This window comes from Pseudoselenomonas ruminantium (assembly GCF_900113715.1).
Lineage (GTDB): Bacteria > Bacillota > Negativicutes > Selenomonadales > Selenomonadaceae > Selenomonas_A > Selenomonas_A caprae.
In genome coordinates this window covers 1-20097 of sequence record NZ_FOQK01000014.1, presented here as the reverse complement: position 1 = coordinate 20097, position 20097 = coordinate 1, and the positions used below count along the sequence as shown (strand labels likewise).

Genomic DNA, 20097 nt, shown 5'->3' with positions numbered 1-20097 from the left:
ATCATACCAGTTGACAAGTCAAATAAAATGACCGGTCAAATCCAACAAAAGTCAGATTTGACCGGTCAAAAGTCAAATGTCAAGTTTGACCATTCAGCACATTTTTGCGCCAGCCGGGATATGCGGGTCGAGCTGCAGCAGGTGCAGTTTCTCCTCGCCTTCCTCCGTGTGGACGGCGGAAATCAACATGCCACAAGACTCAATGCCCATCATGGCACGCGGCGGCAGGTTGACGATGGCCATGAGCGTCTTGCCGATGAGCTGCTCCGGCTCGTAGAAGGCATGGATGCCGGAAAGGATCGTGCGATCCGTGCCCGTGCCATCATCGAGGGTGAACTGCAGGAGCTTCTTGCTCTTCTTGACAGCAACGCAGTCTTTGACTTTGACGGCGCGGAAGTCGCACTTGCAGAACGTATCGAAGTCGACCATATCCTCGTAAAGCGGCTCGACCTCAACCTTCGAAAAGTCAATCTTCTCCGGTACAGCAGCTGCCGGTGCCTCAGCCAGCGGTGCCGGCGTCCCCAGCGGTTTCATCGTCGGGAACAGCAGGACATCGCGGATCGAAGCAGCATCGGTCAGCAGCATAACAAGACGGTCGATGCCGATACCGACACCGCCCGTTGGCGGCAGGCCGTACTCCAGGGCCGTGACGAAGTCTTCGTCCATGCCATGGGCTTCATCGTCGCCAGCTTCACGCTGCTTGAGCTGATCCTCGAAACGGCCCTTCTGGTCGATCGGGTCGTTGAGCTCCGTAAAGCCATTGGCCAGCTCGCGGCCATAGATGAAGAACTCGAAACGGTCCGTGATGCGCGGGTCGTCAGCGTTGCGTTTTGCCAGCGGCGAGATTTCCGTCGGATGCCCCGTGATGAAGGTCGGCTGCATCAGCGTCTCCTCGACCTTTTCCTCAAACGCAGCGTTGAGGATGCCGCCGATGCCATGACGCTGCTCATACGGCACACCGATCTCATCGGCCAGCTTGCGGGCTTCTTCGACCGTCTCGCAAGCCATGAAGTCTTTGCCCGTAGCCTCTTTTACCGCATCGTTCATGCTGATGCGTTTTACCTTTGAAAGGTCGATCTCGACGCCCTGGTAGTTGATGACCGTCGTGCCGAGGACTTTCTCTGCGGCATTGGCCACGATGCCCTCAGTCAGGTCCATCATGTCCTGATAGTCAGCAAAGGCCTGATAGAACTCGATGGACGTGAACTCCGGGTTATGGCGGACATCCATGCCCTCGTTGCGGAAGATGCGGCCGATCTCATAGACACGGTCAAGGCCGCCGACGATCAAGCGCTTGAGGTTGAGCTCCGTGGCGATGCGCAGGTAGAGGTCGATGCCCAGCGTATTGTGATGCGTGATGAACGGACGGGCCGCTGCACCACCGGCAATCGTCGACAGGACCGGCGTCTCCACTTCCAGATAGTCACGCGCATCGAGATACTCGCGGACTGCGCGGATAATCTGCGTGCGCTTGCGGAACGTGTCGCGGACATCCTGGTTCATGATGAGATCGAGATAGCGCTGACGGTAGCGGATATCGACATCCTGCAGGCCATGGAATTTCTCCGGCAGCGGACGCAGGGATTTGCTCAGCAGATCGAAATCTTCAACACGTACCGTGACCTCGCCGCGATGCGTCTTGAAGACGACGCCGCGGATGCCGACGATATCGCCGATATCGAGCTTGCGGAACTGCTGCTTGTACTTCTCCTCGCCGAGCACGTCGACCTTGAAGTAGACCTGGATGTTACCCGTGCGGTCGTTAAGCGTGCAGAACGAAGCCTTGCCATGGCCACGGATAGCCATAAGACGGCCAGCGATCGTTACCTCCGGCCCTTCTTCGTCGCCTTCAAGTCCATCATGCTTTGCCTTGATGTCGGCAGCATAGTCCGTGACCTCATAGCGATGGCCGAACGGAGCTACACCGATTTCCTTGAACGCTTCCATCTTCTCGCGGCGGACCTTGAGCATCTCGTTGAGATCCTGCTCCTGGCCCTGCTGATTTTCCTTATTCTCTGCCATAAAAGCGAATTCTCCTATCTATTCCTGCGATTCTTAGCCTTTGATTTCTTCAATCTTGTACTGGATGATGCCAGCCGGCGCATGCACGTCAACCGTCGTGCCGACCTTCTGACCGAGCAGTGCCTGACCGAGCGGGCTCTCATTGGAAATCTTGCCCTCGTCCGGATCAGCCTCCGTCGAACCGACAATCATGAACGTCTGCGGACCATCTTCGGCGAATTCCACATCGAGGACGACAACCTTCGAGCCCATCTGGACGACGTCGCCGCTGCCGGCCTTGATGATGTCCGAGTTGCGGATCTTGGCCTCGAGTTCCTGGATCTCACCCTCGAGGAAGGCCTGCTCGTTTTTCGCATCATCGTACTCGGAGTTCTCCGAAAGGTCACCGAGGGCAATTGCTGCCTTCAGGCGCTCGGCAATCTCAATGCGGCGTACGCTCTTGAGATAGTTTACTTTTTCCACCAGTTTATTATAGCCGTCTTCGGTCAGCATGACCTTTTTATCTGCCATGTAGAAACGCCCCTTTGCAAATTCATATGATTATTCTATGGTAACTAATTCATTATAATTATTTTTTGAACCCTTGTCAATGAGCGCCAGCTTCTGTGCACGCGTAAGCTTCTTTATCTGATACTCACGGCTCTGCGCCTCGCGTTTGTCCGCAAAGGCCTCGAAATAGACAAGACGCACAGGCAGGCGCGAGCGCGTATACTTCGCGCCCTGCCCGGCATTGTGCGTCTTTACCCGTTTTTCCAGGTCATTCGTCCAACCGGTATAGAGGCTGCCGTCCCCACATACAAGGATATAGGTGTAGGCAGCAGCCATTATTCTGCTTCTTTGATGGTGACTTTTTCCATCACGACGTCATGGACCGGACGATCCTGGAAACCAGTCTGCGTATGGCCGATGTCGCGGACAACATCCATGCCCTTTACGACCTTGCCGAAAATCGTATGATGATTGTTGAGCCACGGCGTCTTGGCCAGCGTGATGAAGAACTGGCTGCCGCCCGTATGTGGCATGCCCGTATTGGCCATCGCCAGGATGCCCTCGCCACCAAACGTCAAATCATCGCGGAACTCATCCTCGATCGTGTAGCCCGGGCCGCCCGTACCAAGGCCAGTCGGATCGCCGCCCTGGATCATAAACCCATCGATGACGCGATGGAAAATGATGCCATCATAGAAGCCCTTCTGTGCCAGATCGATGAAATTCTTCGTCGTAATCGGCGTCTTGTCCTCGAAAAGCTCGATTTCAATCGTACCCTTATTCGTCTGGATTACTGCAATGCGATTAGCCACTTTCTTGTTTCCTCCATTGTCTGCACTGCCCACGGCCAGGCATCCGCTAGTCAGCATCATGATACCTGCGAGCAGCATAATCAATATCTTCTTCATTTTACCTTATAACCTCCTGCCATTTCAACCACAAATCCTTCAGACGGAGAACGTCCGCTGTTCCCCCGGATACTGCGGCGACCAGACGGGAAAGCTGCGCCCTACGGGGAAAAAGTCCGCTGCTGGCTGCCAGCCGGATTCCGTGAGGTCATGCATCGTGATGAGCGCACCAATATCCGTCACGCGGACAAATTCCCGGGCGCCCTTGTCCTGCATCGGACCGAGACGGCCATCGACCGGGAAGAATGCCAGTGCCGCCTGCATGCCTTCAATCCGCTTCAGCTGCTTGCGGAAGGCATTCTCTGCGAGCTTGCGGTTCTCTGCCGTCTCTCCGGTCCAATCCCACCAGTTGAAATCACCTGCATGGAAAATGCTTTTCCCCGTGGCCTTTTCCGTGACCCGGAAGGCTACCCCGACATCGGTGGAATCATAGGATTCCACCTTGAGACAGCCATCTTCCCATTCCTCATAGGGACGCATATAGGTGACCTTTTCCTGCGGGAACATCCGGCCGCGCTTCGTCCGCCTTATGTCATAGCCGAATACATAGCGCGCCGCCTCATGCTGGTAGCTCAGGATATGCGCATCGAAATGATCGAAATGGGCATGGGAGGCAAAGAGGTACACCGCCTCATGCTTGCCCGCACGGATGGCCTGGCCCACCAGATCCTGCTGATCCTCGAAATCATCAAAGACGAGCAGCGTGCGGCCGAGTTCCACGATAAAGCCGCTGTTCAGCAGATACGTGACTGACAGATCCATTATGTATCCTTCCCTTCATAACGCTTGATGACATTCCCCACGCGTATGCCCGGCGAGCTGAACCCCCGCCCCATGACCTCGTTGGCCGACATGATGATCATGAATGCATCGCTGTCGATGGCATTGGCGATCATCTTGATTTTCGCGACCTGGGTAAGCGTCACGACGACGAAGACGACATTGCGCTCCCGCCGCGTGAAGGCTCCCTGCCCGTGCAGGAAGGTGACGCCGCGACCTACCTCCATGATGGCCTCCGCGATGTGCTCCGAACGATTTGAGACGATCAGCACCGCCTTGCGGCTGTTGAAGCCCGCGATGACCTTGTCGGTAACCATCGCATTCATATACATGCAGATCAGCGTGAACATGGCCGGAGCCACGCCGAACAGGAAGCCTGCCACCAGCATGATGACGCAGTTGAAGCCGAAGATGACGCCGCCCATGTTGAGCGAATAATACTTCTTGACGATCGCGCCAATGATATCAAAGCCACCGGTACTGCCGTTCATGCGGAATACCAGTCCATAGCCGATGCCATTGAAGACGCCGCCGAAGATGGCTGCGAGCATGATATCGTTGACTGGTGCATAGGCGTTGAGGAAGCGCGTGAAATCCAGGCAGAACGAGAAGATCGCCGTGCCAATGATGACATCAAAGGTATAGCCGCGCCCCAGGGTCTTCCAAGCCGCTGCCAGCAGCGGCAGGTTATAGGCAAAGGTCTGCAGACCGATGGGCAGCTGGGCCAGATAGTAAACAATGATAGCAATGCCCGTCGCGCCGCCTGTCAGCAAGTGCGACGGTACCAGGAACAGATTGATGGAGCAGCTGGCAATCAAGCAGCCCAGCGTGATGCCTGCATAACGCAGCAGGCGATGCTCCAGCATCCGCAGCTGAATCATTCCGTCAAACCTCCCAGCTTAACCGGCTGAGCTGCCGGCAGATCAGACATATCGATTTCCTTCCCCGCCATATTCAGCGATACGCTCTTATCTTCCGGCTCTTCAAAGAGTTCCGGACGCTCCTGCATCAGCGCCTCGATCTCTTCATCGTTCATCGGCAGCCCGGTGATGCGCATGACCACCAGCGAATCATTGTCCATATTGACTTGCAGCATCAAATGCTGGAACTTGTTCTTTGGATTGTCATAGACATAAAACTTATTCCCCATGATGTTCTGGGCCTTCTGCTTGCCATAGACCTTCTGGATCAAGGCCGGCGTCGCACCATAGCGGACACCGCCTCTTGCCTCATACTGCTTATTCTTGACGATGATGTCGATGACCTCACCCGTCGCCACGGAATAGCCGATCGTGTAGTCATCTGCATAGTCGCATTCCTTGACCAGTACATCCTGGATGCGTACCGTGCGGTCATAAACCGGCTTGCCGAACACCTTCTCCACGGCATCCTTATCCGCCCCCAGCGAAACCTGCCGGCAGGCAAAATCTGCTGCCACCGGCTTTGCTGCCTCGGCCTCCGGCGAAATCAGCATGACCACTGCCGCCATCAATACCAGTACCATGCGCATCCCTTGGCGCAATAACTCCTGTTTCATAACAACCTCTTTCCCTTCCTGCCACTCAAAAGGCAAAATTGCCATCTTTAAATACCTGTACCTGCCGGCCGTCCTTTGTCGTGCCGACGATATCCAAATCACGTGTACCAATCATGAAATCCTCGTGCAGCAGCGAATCATTGACACCATGCTGCAAGAGCGTCACGCTGTCCATCGACTCGCCGCCCTCGATGCAGGTCGGATAGGCCTTGCCCAGAGCCAGATGGCACGACGCATTCTCATCGAACAACGTATTGTAGAATAAGATACCGCTCTGGGAGATCGGCGAATCGTACGGCACCAGCGCCACCTCCCCCAGATAGCGCGCACCCTCATCGGTCTCGAGCAGCCCCTTGAGGATCTCCTCACCCTTTTCGGCCGAGTAATCCACGACTTTCCCTTCCTGGAAGGTCAGCTTGAACCCTTCGATCAGATTGCCGTTGAAGTTCAGCGGCTTGGACGCTGCCACAGTGCCGTTGACGCCCTCACGCTTCGGCAGCGTGTAGACTTCCTCCGTCGGCATATTGGCCGCAAACTGCACGCCGAGCTCTGAGTCCTCAGCACCGCCAGCCCAGATATGTCCCTCGGGCAGCTCGACGGTAAGGTCAGTACCGCTGTCATTCGTATAGTGCAGCGATACAAACGCATTATCGTTCATGAACTTGGCCGCCTTCTGCAGGAAAGCGATATGCTCCTGCCAGACAGCCACCGTATCCGTGCCCGCTTCGATGCGTACCGTCTGGAAGATAGCCTGCCAGAGCTTTGCCACAGCCTCATCGGCTGAGACAGCGGGGAAGACCTTCTGCGCCCAGCTCCTGGTGGGCACCGAAACCACACACCAGGTATTGCGGTTGTTCATAAGGCGCGCGCGGTACTCCAGGAGCGCCGCCCCGGCCGCCTGTTGCGAGAGCTTGAGTTTTTCCGGATCGATATCCTTGAAGATTTCCGGATCGCGGGCCGCGATGGATACGAAGGCCGCCCCCTGCTCGGCATAATCCGTATAGAACTTGCGCCGCCACTCAGGGAACTCCGTGAAGAGCTCCTTCTTGCCGCCCGCGTAGCGGATGTGGGCCAGCAGCTCATCGCCCCAGCTCACGACGACATCGTGTGCCCCCGCCGCGAAGGCTTCCTCCGCTATCGTGCGGGCAAAATCCGCACACTCGATGGGCGAATTGATGACGAGAATCTGATCTTGCTGCAGATTGACGCCGACCTTCACGACGAGCTGGGCATATTTCTGCAATAACTCTTTGTTCATGCTCATACTTCCTCCGTATCAAACAGCAGCGTCACAGGCCCATCGTTTATGGACTCGACCTGCATATCAGCACCAAACTCCCCATGCGCCACCGCAAAGCCCTTCGCCCGCAGCTCCTGCATGAACTGCTCGTAGAGCGGCTCTGCCAAGTCAGGCTTAGCCGCATGGCTGAAGCCCGGCCGCCGTTTCTTGAGGTCCGCGTAAAGCGTGAACTGCGAGATGACCAAGAAGGAGCCGCCCACTTGATCGATGCTCCGGTTCATCTTGCCAGCCTCATCGGAAAACACGCGCACATTGGCAATCTTTTCGGCCAGATGGGCACATGTTTCCCCATCATCCTCCGGGCCGATCCCCAACAGCACGAGAAATCCCTGCTCGATCGCACCATTGACCTTGCCATCGATCCGCACCGCCGCCGACTTCACCCGGGTTACCACTGCCTTCATATAGTTCCTCCCTCAATACATATACGGCCGGACAAAGTCACTGACCGTCTGGAAATAACGTTCCTGATCCTTCTGTGACGACGCTGCATGGATAGCACCATCGATCAGCAGTAATTTCTTTTCTGGCACTCGCGCCTCTTTGTAAAGTTTCTCAGCCATCTCCACCGGCACCAGCGTATCTTTCTTACCATGGATGAACAGGATGGGAAGCTTCGACCGCCGCACGGCCATTACCGGTTCAGCATCATGCAAGCTGAAGCCTGCGACTTTCTGGCAGCGCCAATCCAAAAGATTCATCGCGGGGAACGCCGGCAGATTAAACGAGACAGTCAGCTGATGGACCAACAGGTCAAACGCACTCGTATACCCGCAGTCCTCGATACAGGCCACAGTCTGCGTTGGCAGATCCTCACGCGCTGCAGCGATCATCACCGTCGCAGCCCCCATCGACACGCCATGCAGAATAATCCTGGCCTGCGGATGACGCCTGGCGATCAGCCGGGCCCAGGCCGCAATATCTCCGCCCTCTTTATAGCCCATCGTCAGGTACTTGCCTTCACTGTTGCCTGAGGCCCGCAAATCCGGCGTCAATACATGATATCCCATCAGCAGATAATTTTCGGCGATATACCAAGAATTCTGCTGGGTGCAGCCATAGCCATGCGCGATAATCACCCAGCGCTCGCTGTCCTGCCTGGGAGAAAAATGCGTAGCCTCAAGCTGCAGGCCGTCCGCTGCCTGCAAGTCCCATACTTCATTCTCATATTCCGGTTTATTGAACTGCCTTGCCTCAGGCGGCATCAAAAGCGCATAAGCACGCGGCGGTTCCTGCGGATTCTCCGCCGTGCCACGCTCCAGCCCGAAGTGCACAGCATAATTGCCAATAAAATATCCTGCCCCCATGACGAAAACCGTCGTAGCGGCCACCAAGGTGATGACAGCCGTCAGGAGACAGGATATGATAGTCTTCTTCATGGAATCACCCTTCATGTTCTTTAGAAAAATGCGATTCCATTATATCATCTTTTGCTGAAGAATACTTTTAAATTTTTATTTTCCCGCTTTCATGCGGTTGATGGCACTGAACAGCGCATGGAAGGAGGCCGTGATGATATCGGTATCCATGCCAGCGCCCCAGGTGATATGGCCGTCATCCGACGTGATGCCGATATAGGCCATTGCCCGGGAATTCTGGCCGACCTCCAGGGCATGCTCGCTATACGTCAGGTCCTTGTACGAGATATTGAGATTCTGCTGCAATGCATTCGACACTGCATCCAGACGTCCATTGCCCTTGGCCAGGAACGTGACCTTCTTGCCATCGACTTTGAGATCCACCGTGCCGGAACGCGTGCCGTCCGGCTCCTTCTTGAGCATGAAGTCGTCGAGCTCATACGGCGTCGTGACGTTGACATACTCATTCTGGAAGATCTGGAAGATCTCATCCGGCATGAGTTCCTTGTGCTTGTGGTCCGAAACACCTTTGACGCAGTAGCCGAAGTCCTCGCGCATCTTCTTCGGCATCTCGATGCCGTATTTCTGCTCCATGATGAAGCCGACGCCGCCCTTGCCAGACTGGCTGTTGATGCGGATGACATCGCCATCATACTCGCGCCCGACATCCTTCGGGTCGATGTAGAGATACGGCAGGGTCCACTTGTCGGGGTTCTTCTCTTCCTTCCACTTCATGCCCTTGGCGATGGCATCCTGATGCGAGCCCGAGAAGGCGGCAAAGACGAGCTTGCCTGCATACGGCTGACGATAGCTGACCTGCATGCGCGTGAGGCTCTCATAGGTCTCGACCAGCTCGGACATATGCGAGAAGTCCAGCTCAGGATCTACGCCAAGGGCAAACATGTTCATGCCAACGGTCACGATATCGACGTTGCCCGTGCGCTCGCCATTGCCGAACAGCGTGCCCTCGACACGGTCAGCGCCAGCCAGCAGGCCCATCTCGGTATCGGCGACACCGCAGCCACGGTCGTTGTGCGGATGCAGGGACAGCACGACATTCTCACGGTATTTGAGGTTCTTGTTCATATACGCCACCTGCATCGCATAGACATGGGGCATGCTCATCTCTACGGTCACCGGTAGATTGATGATGGCCTTGCGGTCAGCCGTCGGCTGCCAGACATCGAGCACTGCATTGCAGACTTCGAGCGCATACTCTGGCTCCGTGCCTGTAAAGGACTCAGGCGAATACTCGAAGCGATAGTCAGCACCGGCCTCTTCGGTCAGCTGCTTGAGGAGTTTGGCCCCATCGACGGCCATCTGCTTGATCTCCTCCTTCGACTTGCGGAAGACCTGCTGGCGCTGAGCGACCGACGTCGAGTTGTAGACATGGACAATGGCATTCTTGACGCCCTTGAGCGCCTCGAAGGTCTTGCGGATGATATGCTCACGGGCCTGCGTGAGTACCTGGATCGTCACATCATCGGGAATCAGGTCATCCTCGACCAAACGGCGCAGGAACTCATACTCGGTCTCCGACGCCGCCGGGAAACCGACCTCGATCTCCTTGAATCCGACTTTGATGAGCATCTTATAGAATTCCAGCTTTTCTTCGAGGTTCATCGGCGTGATGAGCGCCTGATTGCCATCGCGCATATCCACACTGCACCAGATGGGCGCATGGTCCGGGGCATCCTTCTTCGCCCATTCCAGGTCGATCTCTGGCGGCATGAAATAACCCTTGCTGTACTTCTGATAATTCATCATCTGCGAATCCCTCCTAAAAATAAAAGCCCTTCATCTCCAAGAGACGAAAGGCTAGCTTACGTGTTACCACTCCAATTCGTGCCTGCCGGCACCTCATACGGACTCCATCAAGTCCTCCTGTGCTAACGGTCAGGCTCCGTCCCGGTTTACTTGCCTTGCGGCGTTCAGCGGGCTGCTTCAAGGCGAGTTCCATATCATGCCACTATTGTCTTGCACCAACCGACAACTCGCTGGGAGCTTTCTGATACGTACTATTCCTCTGCTATGCATTTCCCTGTGTTGCATACTACAATATCACATAAAAATACATTTTGCAAGCATTTATCTGTAAAACTGTAAACTATTTTTATTTTTTGCGCGGATCATCTTCCGGCTCTCTCGGTGACTTCTTCGCCGCCAGGCGGGCTTTTTCCTTCTCACGCTGGATTCTTTTCCGCTCCTTATGCGCCTCATAGCGCTCGCGGCCCTCTTCAAACGCCCGCTTGGCCTCCTCCGTGTCTAGGATGAGCGGCGGCACCGGTTTGGGGCGCGAGTTGCGATCCAAAGCCACCATCGTGAAATAGGCCGTAAGCGCACGCTGCGGCTTGCCTTCCTGATCGAGATCCTCGACATCGACATTCACTGCTACTTCCATCGAGCTATGCCCCACAAACACAATCTCCGCCGTGCAGGTCACAAGATCGCCAATCAGGATGGGCAGATGGAACTCCAGCTCATCGACACGGGCCGTGACCACATTGGAACGGGCATAGCGGCGCGCCGCTGCATAGGCCGTCGAGTCCATCATCTTCATGATCTCGCCGCCATGGACATTGCCATTGGGATTGGTCTGGCTCGGCATCATGACCTGGCTGATTACGATTCTATTCTGCGCCATATGAATAACCTCCTACGGGTAACTTGTCTTACCATCTCATTATGATTCTATCATTATTTACAGCGTAAATACAAATGTTTTCCTGTAAAATCGACAAGCATTAGGATAACGGATTTTCCCGATAATTACCGTAACATGTGTCACAGAAACCGCGCCAAAACAAAAAGCCTTCTCCGCGATGGAAGAAGGCTTTTTGTTTTTTGATCATTCGCCGATGCTGAGACGGATAGCCTGACAGGTTTCCTCATAGCTTTCGCCGACTTTTTCCGCCAGCTCTTTGATCTCCTCGCTGCCCTGTCCGGTCCGGATTGCCTGCACCGTTGCGTCCGCCGCTTCAAACAGCCGCATGAGGCTCAAGTTGCCCGATGTCCCCTTGAGCGTATGAACGCTCTTTTCTGCCAGGACGAGATCTCCGGCTGCCAGTTCCTTTACAAAATCCGCATACGAACCATCCACCAGGAATTTGAGCAGGAATTTATGATAAAGCGCCACATTGCCCATAAAACGCTCCAGCCCTTTATCGTAATCCACACCTGCCTGTTTGAGTGTTGCCTTTATCTGCATCTGTTCCATGAGATCCGCCTCCCAACCCTTTGCACTATTTCATGAATTGATCGATTGCCTTGTTGAGCTGGGCAATCGCATCTTTATCATTCTCTTTGACAGCATCGACAACACAATGCTCCAGATGGTCTTTGAGAATGATCTTGCTGACACCATTTATCGCACTGCGCACCGCAGAAAGCTGCACAAGCACCTCGCTGCAGTCACGGCCCTCCTCCACCATGCGCTTGATGGCCTCCAGATGGCCGATAAGCCGCGACATGCGGTTGAGCACCGCTTTCGTCTGCGTATGGCTGTGCAGATGACCATGCGTATGCTGGATGGTGGTACCATCCGCTAAGACATGCGTATGGACATGTTCCTGTACCTTTGTGCTGGCGATATCGTCTATTCTATCCTCTGCCACGAATGAGCCTCCCTTAGGTCCTAGCTTTCCTCTATATCTGTTCTTGATTGCCACGCACTTTTCCTGCCAGCAGCAAAAAGTTTTCAATAAGAAGGCCTTCCCCGCAGGGAAGGCCCTAAGCATCAACCGATACTTACTTCACAGCAAGTGTCAGCATCTCGCCGTTGATATTCCATTCTTTTTTCTGACCTTCAAGGCTGCCATAGACCACCGTGTCAGCCAGCGTGATTTCCTTGAGATATGCTTCGTTCTTCTTGACGATGCTTGCAAGTTTTTCATTGCCACTGAGGCTGACCGTGATATGGTCGGTGACCTCAAAGCCGTTTTCCTTGCGCATGGTCTGGACCTTGCTGATGATCTCACGGACGAACCCTTCCTCAAGCAGCTCTTCGGTAAGCGTCGTATCGAGCGCAATCGTCACCCCATTGTAACGCTGGCAGTTGAAGCCTTCTTTCTGTGCCATCGAGACCTCGACGTCCTCCGGCGTCAGCGTGACCTCGCCGCTAGCAAGCGACAGTTTGAGCGTCCCCGTGCTGTCAAGCTCAGCCTTAGCCTTGGAACCATTGAGTTTGCCAAGGGCTGCCTTGATCTCGCCGATCTGCTTGCCGACTTTCGGCCCGAGTACACGGAACTGCGGCTTGAAGCTGTAGGTGAGATATTCTTCCATATCGTCTTTGAAGGTCACAGCCTTGACATTGAGCTCATCTTCGACAATCTTCTGGAAGAACTCCGGCAGCTCACGGCCAGCATGGACAAACATATTGGCAACCGGCTGGCGGTTCTTGATGTTCGTCTCATTGCGCGATGCGCGGCCGAGCACGACGATCTCGAGTACGAGTTCCATGTTGGCCTCGAGCTCTTCATCGATCCAGGCCTCGTTGACTGCCGGGAAATCAGCCAGATGCACGGACTCCGGTGCCTGCTTGTCGATGCTGCAAACGAGGTTGCGATAGATGGACTCCGTGATGAACGGAACCATCGGTGCTGCCGTCTTGGCCGTCGTGACCAGCGCCGTCCAGAGCGTCATATAGGCATTGATCTTGTCCTGCTCCATGCCCTTAGCCCAGAAACGGCTGCGGCTGCCGCGGACATACCAGTTGGAAAGCTCATCGACAAAATCCTGCAGAGCCTTGGCGGCTTCGGTTACGCGGTAATTGGACAGGTCGTTGTCGACTTCCTTGACCATCGTGTTGAGGCGCGACAGTACCCACTTGTCCATGACGCTGAGCTTATCGTAGTCCAGCGTGTACTTCGTTGCATCGAACTGGTCGATATTCGCATAGAGCACGAAGAAAGCATAGGTATTCCAGAGCGTGCCCATGAATTTGCGCTGGCCTTCCTGCACCGCATCATCATGGAAGCGGTTCGGCAGCCACGGAGCACTGTTCTCATAGAAATACCAGCGGATGGCATCGGCACCATGCTGGCGCAGTGCATCCATCGGATCGACGGCATTGCCCTTCGACTTGCTCATCTTGCGGCCATCCTTATCCTGGACATGGCCAAGGACGATGACATTCTTGTACGGTGCCTTGTGGAACAGCAGCGTCGAGATAGCCATCAGCGAGTAGAACCAGCCGCGGGTCTGGTCAACAGCCTCAGAGATAAAGTCCGCCGGGAAGCGCTTCTCGAAGATGTCCTTGTTCTCGAACGGATAATGCCACTGGGCAAAGGGCATCGAACCCGAGTCGAACCAGCAGTCGATGACCTCGGAGACGCGATGCATCTCCTTGCCGCACTGCGGGCATTTGATGGTTACCTTATCGATGAACGGACGATGGAGCTCGATTTCCTCGGGGCAGTTGTCCGACATGGACTTGAGCTCCTCGATGGAACCGATCGTATGCTGATGGCCGCATTCGCACTCCCAGACCGGCAGCGGCGTACCCCAATAGCGGTTGCGGGACAGGCCCCAATCCTGTACATGCTCGAGCCAGTCGCCGAAACGGCCCTTGCCGATGGATTTCGGGATCCAGTTGACCGTGTTGTTGTTGGCGACGAGTTCGTCTTTGACATCGGTCATCTTGATGAACCAGGTCGAACGCGCATAGTAGAGCAGCGGCGTATCGCAGCGCCAGCAGTGCGGATAGCTATGCGTGAATTCCGGTGCCTTGAAGAGCAAGCCTTTGTTCTTGAGGTCTTCCAGAATCATCGGGTCAGCCTTCTTGACGAATACACCGGCCCAGTCTGTCTCCTCGGTGAGTTCGCCCTTGCTGTTGACGAGATTGACAAACGCGATGTTGTACTTCTGGCAGACGCGGTTATCGTCTTCACCGAAAGCCGGGGCTAAGTGGACGATACCCGTACCATCTTCGGTCGTGACATAACCATCGCAGGTTACGATATGCGCCTTTTTGCCCGGCTGTTTGGCAATGGCATCACTGGCAAACGGATAGAGCGGCTCATAAGCACGTCCCTCGAGAGCCTGCCCTTTGAACTTCTCGAGAACCTCACGCTCGCCCTCAACATCTTCAAATACTTTTTCTACGAGCGCCTCCGCAAGGATGTAGATTTTACCATTGACACGGAGTTTTACATAATCGACATCCGGATTGACGCACAATGCCAAGTTGGAAGGCAGTGTCCACGGCGTCGTTGTCCAAGCCAGGAAGTACGTGTTCTCCTCATCCTTGACCTTGAACGTGACCATCGCCGAACGCTCGGTGACATCCTTATAGCCCTGCGCAACCTCATGGCTCGAAAGCGGCGTGCCGCAGCGCGGGCAATACGGAACAACCTTATACCCTTTATACAGGAGGCCCTTGTTCCAGATTTCCTTGAGCGCCCACCACTCGGACTCGATGAAGTTGTTCTCGTAGGTGATATACGGATTGTCCATATCCGCCCAGAAGCCGACGACATCGGAGAATTCTTCCCACATGCCCTTGTACTTCCAAACCGATTCACGGCACTTCTTGATGAACGGCTCGATGCCGTACTCCTCGATCTGCTCCTTGCCGTTGATGCCGACAGCCTTCTCGACCTCGAGCTCAACCGGCAGGCCATGGGTATCCCAGCCCGCTTTGCGCAGAACTTTCTTGCCTTTCATGGACTGGAAACGCGGCAGCATATCTTTGATGACACGCGTCAGGACGTGACCGATATGCGGCTTGCCGTTAGCCGTCGGCGGGCCATCATAGAACGTGAACGTATCGCAGCCTTCACGCTGATCGATAGCTTTCTGGGCGATGTTGTTGTCTTTCCAGAACTTCAGGACTTCCTGCTCGCGTTCCACGAAGTTCAGGTTGGTGTCTACCTTACTGTACAAAGCGGATTCCTCCTCCTAATAGAAAAAGCCTGCATCCCAAAACAGGATGCAGGCTGTATTACCTACACTAAAACCACCTATTTTTCACGTACCATCATACGCTATTCCGTAACGGGGAATACCGGCCCGGCCTACTCGCATTCTTTCAGCCTGCTGCTCCGAAGTGATTTTCTACCCTCGCTACTCGCTTCCGGCTCGCACCTACCCCGGTTCGCTTGAACTTTCGCTGAAGATGTACTCTCTTCATCCACGCATTTACATGTTAACAGCACTTATTGTAACATACGAGAAGACATAATTCAATTCTTTTTTCAAAAACCTTTCCTTCAAATTTAAGCGCGCGTAAGCTATAATTAACAGTGTTTCAACAACGAATATCCAGCTGCCTGGCAGCTGCTGATCCCTGGGAGGCCTATATGCATCAATATCTATTCTTCATCGGCGACTTTCCGGTCCGCTCCTACGGACTTGTTCTGTCGCTTTCCATCATTCTGGCAACTGGCGTCGGCTACTTCCTTGCGAAACAGGAACGTTGCGGCTATGAAAAACACATTGTCGACATGGGCATATATTGCGGCATCGCCGGGTTGCTCGGAGCCCGTCTCTGGGACGTTTTCTTCTTTGACTGGAATTACTACAGCGAGCACCTGACCGAATTATTCAATGTCTGGCAGGGCGGCATGGCCATCCAAGGCGGCGTAACCCTCGGCGTGATTACCGGCATCCTCTACTGCCGCCATCATAAACTCGACACCCTTCGGCTTATGGACGTATTGGCTCCGGCCATCATCCTCGGCCAGGCTTTGGGACGCTGTGCCAATCTCTTGAACGGTGATGCCTTCGGCGCACCGACTGGCAGCTCCTTTGGCATTGTTTATCCTGCCACGACACTGGCTGCCCATACCTATGGCACACAGCCACTCTGGCCCGCCGAGATCTGGGAGGGACAGCTCGACGTCGTCATCTTCGCCCTGCTGCTCATGTATCGCTGTACCAAACACGTCAAAGGGCAGTGCTTTGCCCTCTATGTCATGCTCTACAGTGCCGCTCGCTTCGGTCTTGAATTTCTCCGCGGCGATTATGCCGAAAAGACACTGGCCTTTATGACCAGTGCACAGACCACCAGCTTCGTTGCCTTTACGCTTGCCTTCCTATGCTTTATCGCTCTGGCCTGGAAAACACGCAAGCAAACCATTTAACAGACTGGACACAAACATAAAGCAGCACGAGGTTCCACTTGCAAAACCAGGGCAGGATTTTCTCTATTTTTTGTAGAACATAACCAATGATTCTTTCATGCAACGTAATATGCGAAGGAGGAAGCTTCATGGTTTTTTCTTCCAATATATTCTTGTTTATATTCCTGCCAATGATACTTCTGCTTTACTACAATCCATTTTGCCAAAGCCGGAAATTCCGCAATGTATTATTGCTCATCGCCAGCCTTCTTTTTTACGGCTGGGGTGAGCCTTTCTTTATCTGGTTGATGCTTATTTCCATCATCGCCGGCTGGCAGGTTGGCCTCCGGATGACAGCAGCAGCTACGCCAAGGAAACGCAAGCTATGGCTTTCTCTTGGCGCCGCCTTTCATTTGAGCATGCTGTTCGTCTTTAAGTATCTTACCTTTGCGGCCACTCAGCTGGGACTTTTGCTGCAAAAAGATTTTTCTGCGATCCAGCTGGCCCTGCCCATTGGAATTTCTTTCTTTACCTTCCAGCTTCTTTCCTATCTTCTCGATATCTATTACGGGAAGGCTCAGGCCCAGCAGAATGTGCTGCATGTCGGCCTCTACATTGCTTTGTTTCCTCAGCTTATTGCCGGCCCGATTGTGCGTTATGCTGACATTGAACGGGAAATCGTGAGCCGCCAGGAAACCCGGCAGGATTTCACCGCCGGCATGATACGCTTCAGTTACGGTTTAGCCAAAAAAGTACTGCTGGCCAATTACCTGGCAGTCATTGCTATGAACAGCCGCTTCATAGCAGGACAGGAGCCCCTTTCCGTATCAGCAGCCTGGCTCGGTGCTATCGCTTACACGCTTCAGATTTACTTTGACTTCTCCGGCTACTCGGATATGGCCATCGGACTGGGGCAAATGTTTGGCTTCCATTTCCGGGAAAATTTCAACTATCCCTATATTTCCCGCAGTGTAACGGAATTTTGGCGCCGCTGGCATATCTCTCTGTCCTCATGGTTCCGGGACTATGTCTATATTCCGCTCGGCGGCAGCCGGTGCAGCCGTGGACGTCTGGCCTTAAACCTCTTTATCGTTTGGTCGCTGACAGGCTTCTGGCATGGCGCCAATTGGACCTTTTTAGTTTGGGGACTGATTTATTTTCTGTTGCTGATTCTGGAAAAGTTTACCAGCTTTACTGATCATATTGGTATTTTCGGTCATCTCTACACGTTGCTGGCTGTCATTACTGCCTGGGTGATATTCCAGTTTCCTGATCTTGAACAAAGCCTGTCTTATCTAAGCATGATGTGGGGACAGGCCGGTAATCCGCTCTTTGATGAACGGGCTGTACATTTTCTCAGCAACGGCTGGCTGATCTGGCTTATGGGGCTGGCTTTTTCTCTTCCCCTCTATCCTTGGCTTGCTGCGCACTGGCGCTGTTGGCACTCAGTGGCCGAGCCTTGTCTGGCTACGATTCTCTTTCTGCTTTCCCTTATTGCTACTGTAGCGGGGAATTATAATCCCTTTATCTATTTTAACTTTTGAGGTATAGCTATGAGCATTCGTGACTATATGATGCGTTTTTGCGCTGGGCTTTTAGTGCTGGCTTTTGCCATGATATTTATCCGCTGGTTTACCGTGGTAGTTCTGATTGACCACTGTAAATGGGACAACGCGCTGACCAGGCTAATTCTTTGGGATAATTGGCGTCTGCCCGAACGTATCCATCCTCGGGAAAAAGATATTGACTGGGCTGGTCTCTATCCTTTCCTTGAACCACAGCCGGAGCGCTCCTTACTGACAGAAATACGTCAGCAGGAAAACAAAATACGGGAAGATCAGGCCCGCATTGCCAGCTGGAGCGAAACTTATTTCCCCGGTTACACGAACATCGTAGAAACTGGCCGGCGCTATGACCAGCTCATTGGCTGGAATATCCGTCCGCTGACCATCGGCAGCGTACAGGTGCTGGCCGATGGCTGGCTCTTTTTCCCCACTCTGCCCTTTGACATTCAGGAGTACATTAACGAAACAGCTTCCTTAGCTGATTTTTGTAAGCAGCAGGGCGCAAAATTCCTGTTCGTTCCCAATCCGCCTGCCCTAGACACGGAAACAGATAGCACTTTCATCGGCCAGCTGGATTTCAGTCTGCAAAAAAAAGATGCGATGCTGCAGGGATTGCAGGCGCGCGATATCGCCACCCTTGACCTGTATCCATACATGCACAAGGATTTTCCTGACACACCTTACCATCAGTTATTCTTTCGGACAGACCATCACTGGCTGCCCACCACCGGCCTCTGGGCCGCTACGCATATCGCCCAATGGCTGGAAACTGCAGGTGATATCCCTTTCCCCAAAGACCGGCTGTCTTTGGCCAGCTATCGGCAGGAACATTATCCGGCTTACTTCCTGGGCAGCCAGGGTAAGCGGATGACCACCGTTTTGGCTAAGCCCGACGATTTTATGCTTCTTTATCCCCTTTTCCCCACCTGCCTGCATTACGAAATTCCCGGACTGGGCATTGATACTTATGGGGATTTTTCTATCACCTACGACATACACGAACTGGAGCATAAAGATTTTTACGGTTCCAATCCCTATGCGGCTTACAACTATGCCGATTGCTCCCTGATTCGTATCGAGAACTTTGCGCCTGAAGTGGCAGATGTTAAAATTCTCATGATCAAGGACTCCTTTGCCAACAGTGTGGCTCCCTTTCTGGCTCTCTGCGTAAGGCAGATGGATATCATCGATCCCCGCTGGTTCAAAGGGAGTATCCGCAGATATATCAATGAGACGCATCCTGACTTCGTACTGGTTCTTCACACCATCGAACTGGATTACCCATTGGAACGTAATTCTCATCAAGACGACTATGATTTCCGTTAGGGCAGGTAAACAGGCGCCCTCTTGACGCCATCCCCTGCAATCAACTATAATATAGTGTATATGTTTTATCGTCATCCTAGCATATTAAAAGGAGCGTAAGAAATAGTGAAAATATTAGCCCGTCATTTAACGGCCGATTTATTCAACTGCAAAAACAATAAACTCACTGACATAGAACTTATCCAGGAGAATATGAAAGCTGCACTTGAACGCATCGGACACCAGCTTGTCAAGTTGGATGTCCAGCAGCTTGCCGATGATCATTATGTCCTCATTGCCTTGCTGACAGACGGTCATCTTTCTCTTCATATCTATACCGATTTGAAGTACGTTGCTCTTGACGTGTTCCTCTGTCACGAGGATGCTGAGCCGGATATGGTAGCTCAAGAGATCCGCAACTTCTTCAAGCCGGACAAGACCAAGACGACAGTCCTCAAGCGCGGCAACTTCGGCGTCGCTAAGGAAATCAAACCGAAAGTCACGACGAAGGTTGCACCACTGCGCAAGATCCACAATACTGGCGCGAAAGTCATCCGTGCCTTGGCACGTCGCAATCATCAGTAATGAAAAAAAGCTCTCCTGCGGGAGGGCTTTTTTCATAGGCAAAATACTCCGAAACAAAAAAAGCGAGCCGACTGGCTCGCTTTAGCGATGTATACTCAAAACTATACAGAAGAATGTCGAACATTTTAGTTCTTAGCGGTCAACGTCAGCCAATCATCTGCGCCTTGCAGGCTTGATTCTTGGGACGT

General features: G+C 53.6%; 19 protein-coding genes and 1 other annotated feature. Of the genes, 4 read left to right on the top strand and 15 right to left on the bottom strand.

Annotation, left to right across the window (positions count from 1 at the left end; genetic code table 11):
• Positions 1-93: 93 nt before the first annotated feature.
• From lysS to ileS, 15 genes are all read right to left on the bottom strand, one after another.
• Positions 94-2022 (bottom strand): lysine--tRNA ligase, encoded by a 1929-nt coding sequence (gene lysS, locus BM181_RS08620; protein ID WP_075443924.1) that lies wholly within the window; start codon positions 2020-2022, stop codon positions 94-96.
• A gap of 33 nt (positions 2023-2055) precedes the next feature.
• Positions 2056-2532, bottom strand: a complete 477-nt coding sequence (greA, locus tag BM181_RS08615; RefSeq protein WP_075430615.1) for a transcription elongation factor GreA — start codon at positions 2530-2532, stop codon at positions 2056-2058.
• Positions 2533-2562: 30 nt separating this feature from the next.
• A complete protein-coding gene (locus BM181_RS08610) occupies positions 2563-2847 on the bottom strand; it encodes a GIY-YIG nuclease family protein (RefSeq protein ID WP_075430613.1) in 285 nt (94 codons plus the stop codon).
• On the bottom strand, positions 2847-3419 hold the full coding sequence (locus tag BM181_RS08605) for a peptidylprolyl isomerase (protein WP_075443921.1): 573 nt from the start codon (positions 3417-3419) through the stop codon (positions 2847-2849). The genes BM181_RS08610 and BM181_RS08605 overlap by 1 nt, the downstream gene beginning before the upstream one ends.
• Before the next feature lie 39 nt (positions 3420-3458).
• Positions 3459-4181 (bottom strand): MBL fold metallo-hydrolase, encoded by a 723-nt coding sequence (locus BM181_RS08600; RefSeq protein ID WP_075443918.1) that lies wholly within the window; start codon positions 4179-4181, stop codon positions 3459-3461.
• Positions 4181-5080 carry a YitT family protein gene (locus BM181_RS08595; protein ID WP_075443916.1) on the bottom strand — a complete coding sequence of 300 codons (900 nt, stop codon included), beginning with the start codon at positions 5078-5080 and terminating at the stop codon, positions 4181-4183. Before BM181_RS08595 ends, BM181_RS08600 begins: the two co-directional genes overlap by 1 nt.
• Positions 5077-5736 carry a hypothetical protein gene (locus BM181_RS08590; protein ID WP_075443914.1) on the bottom strand — a complete coding sequence of 220 codons (660 nt, stop codon included), beginning with the start codon at positions 5734-5736 and terminating at the stop codon, positions 5077-5079. The genes BM181_RS08595 and BM181_RS08590 overlap by 4 nt, the downstream gene beginning before the upstream one ends.
• A 25-nt stretch (positions 5737-5761) precedes the next feature.
• A complete protein-coding gene (locus tag BM181_RS08585; RefSeq protein ID WP_075443912.1) occupies positions 5762-6994 on the bottom strand; it encodes an aminopeptidase in 1233 nt (410 codons plus the stop codon).
• Positions 6995-6996: 2 nt separating this feature from the next.
• Positions 6997-7440, bottom strand: a complete 444-nt coding sequence (dtd, locus tag BM181_RS08580) for a D-aminoacyl-tRNA deacylase (RefSeq protein WP_075443910.1) — start codon at positions 7438-7440, stop codon at positions 6997-6999.
• A gap of 12 nt (positions 7441-7452) precedes the next feature.
• Positions 7453-8415: an alpha/beta hydrolase gene (locus tag BM181_RS08575; protein WP_075443907.1), complete on the bottom strand. Its 963-nt coding sequence runs from the start codon at positions 8413-8415 to the stop codon at positions 7453-7455.
• Positions 8416-8490: 75 nt separating this feature from the next.
• Entirely contained in the window at positions 8491-10158 is a 1668-nt protein-coding gene (locus BM181_RS08570; RefSeq protein ID WP_075444068.1) for a 2-isopropylmalate synthase, read from the bottom strand.
• Positions 10159-10197: 39 nt separating this feature from the next.
• Positions 10198-10435 (bottom strand) — a binding site (T-box leader).
• Positions 10436-10507: 72 nt separating this feature from the next.
• On the bottom strand, positions 10508-11038 hold the full coding sequence (locus BM181_RS08565; protein ID WP_075443905.1) for an acyl-CoA thioesterase: 531 nt from the start codon (positions 11036-11038) through the stop codon (positions 10508-10510).
• A 204-nt stretch (positions 11039-11242) separates the two neighbouring features.
• The gene (locus tag BM181_RS08560) at positions 11243-11611 is read right to left on the bottom strand and encodes an Hpt domain-containing protein (protein ID WP_256211333.1); all 369 of its coding nucleotides are present in this window, start codon (positions 11609-11611) and stop codon (positions 11243-11245) included.
• A gap of 25 nt (positions 11612-11636) precedes the next feature.
• Positions 11637-12008 carry a metal-sensing transcriptional repressor gene (locus BM181_RS15575; RefSeq protein ID WP_371263022.1) on the bottom strand — a complete coding sequence of 124 codons (372 nt, stop codon included), beginning with the start codon at positions 12006-12008 and terminating at the stop codon, positions 11637-11639.
• 133 nt (positions 12009-12141) lie between these two features.
• On the bottom strand, positions 12142-15276 hold the full coding sequence (gene ileS / locus BM181_RS08550; RefSeq protein ID WP_075443903.1) for an isoleucine--tRNA ligase: 3135 nt from the start codon (positions 15274-15276) through the stop codon (positions 12142-12144).
• 416 nt (positions 15277-15692) lie between these two features.
• Here ileS and lgt point away from each other — a divergent pair, with 416 nt between their 5' ends.
• The 4 genes from lgt to BM181_RS08530 all read left to right on the top strand — a co-directional run bounded on the left by lgt (position 15693) and on the right by BM181_RS08530 (position 19909).
• Positions 15693-16475, top strand: a complete 783-nt coding sequence (lgt, locus tag BM181_RS08545; RefSeq protein WP_075443901.1) for a prolipoprotein diacylglyceryl transferase — start codon at positions 15693-15695, stop codon at positions 16473-16475.
• 128 nt (positions 16476-16603) lie between these two features.
• Positions 16604-17998, top strand: a complete 1395-nt coding sequence (locus BM181_RS08540; RefSeq protein WP_075443899.1) for an MBOAT family O-acyltransferase — start codon at positions 16604-16606, stop codon at positions 17996-17998.
• 9 nt (positions 17999-18007) lie between these two features.
• Positions 18008-19345, top strand: a complete 1338-nt coding sequence (locus BM181_RS08535; protein ID WP_075443897.1) for a DHHW family protein — start codon at positions 18008-18010, stop codon at positions 19343-19345.
• A gap of 105 nt (positions 19346-19450) precedes the next feature.
• Entirely contained in the window at positions 19451-19909 is a 459-nt protein-coding gene (locus tag BM181_RS08530) for an S-adenosylmethionine decarboxylase family protein (RefSeq protein ID WP_075443895.1), read from the top strand.
• Positions 19910-20097: the final 188 nt, after the last annotated feature.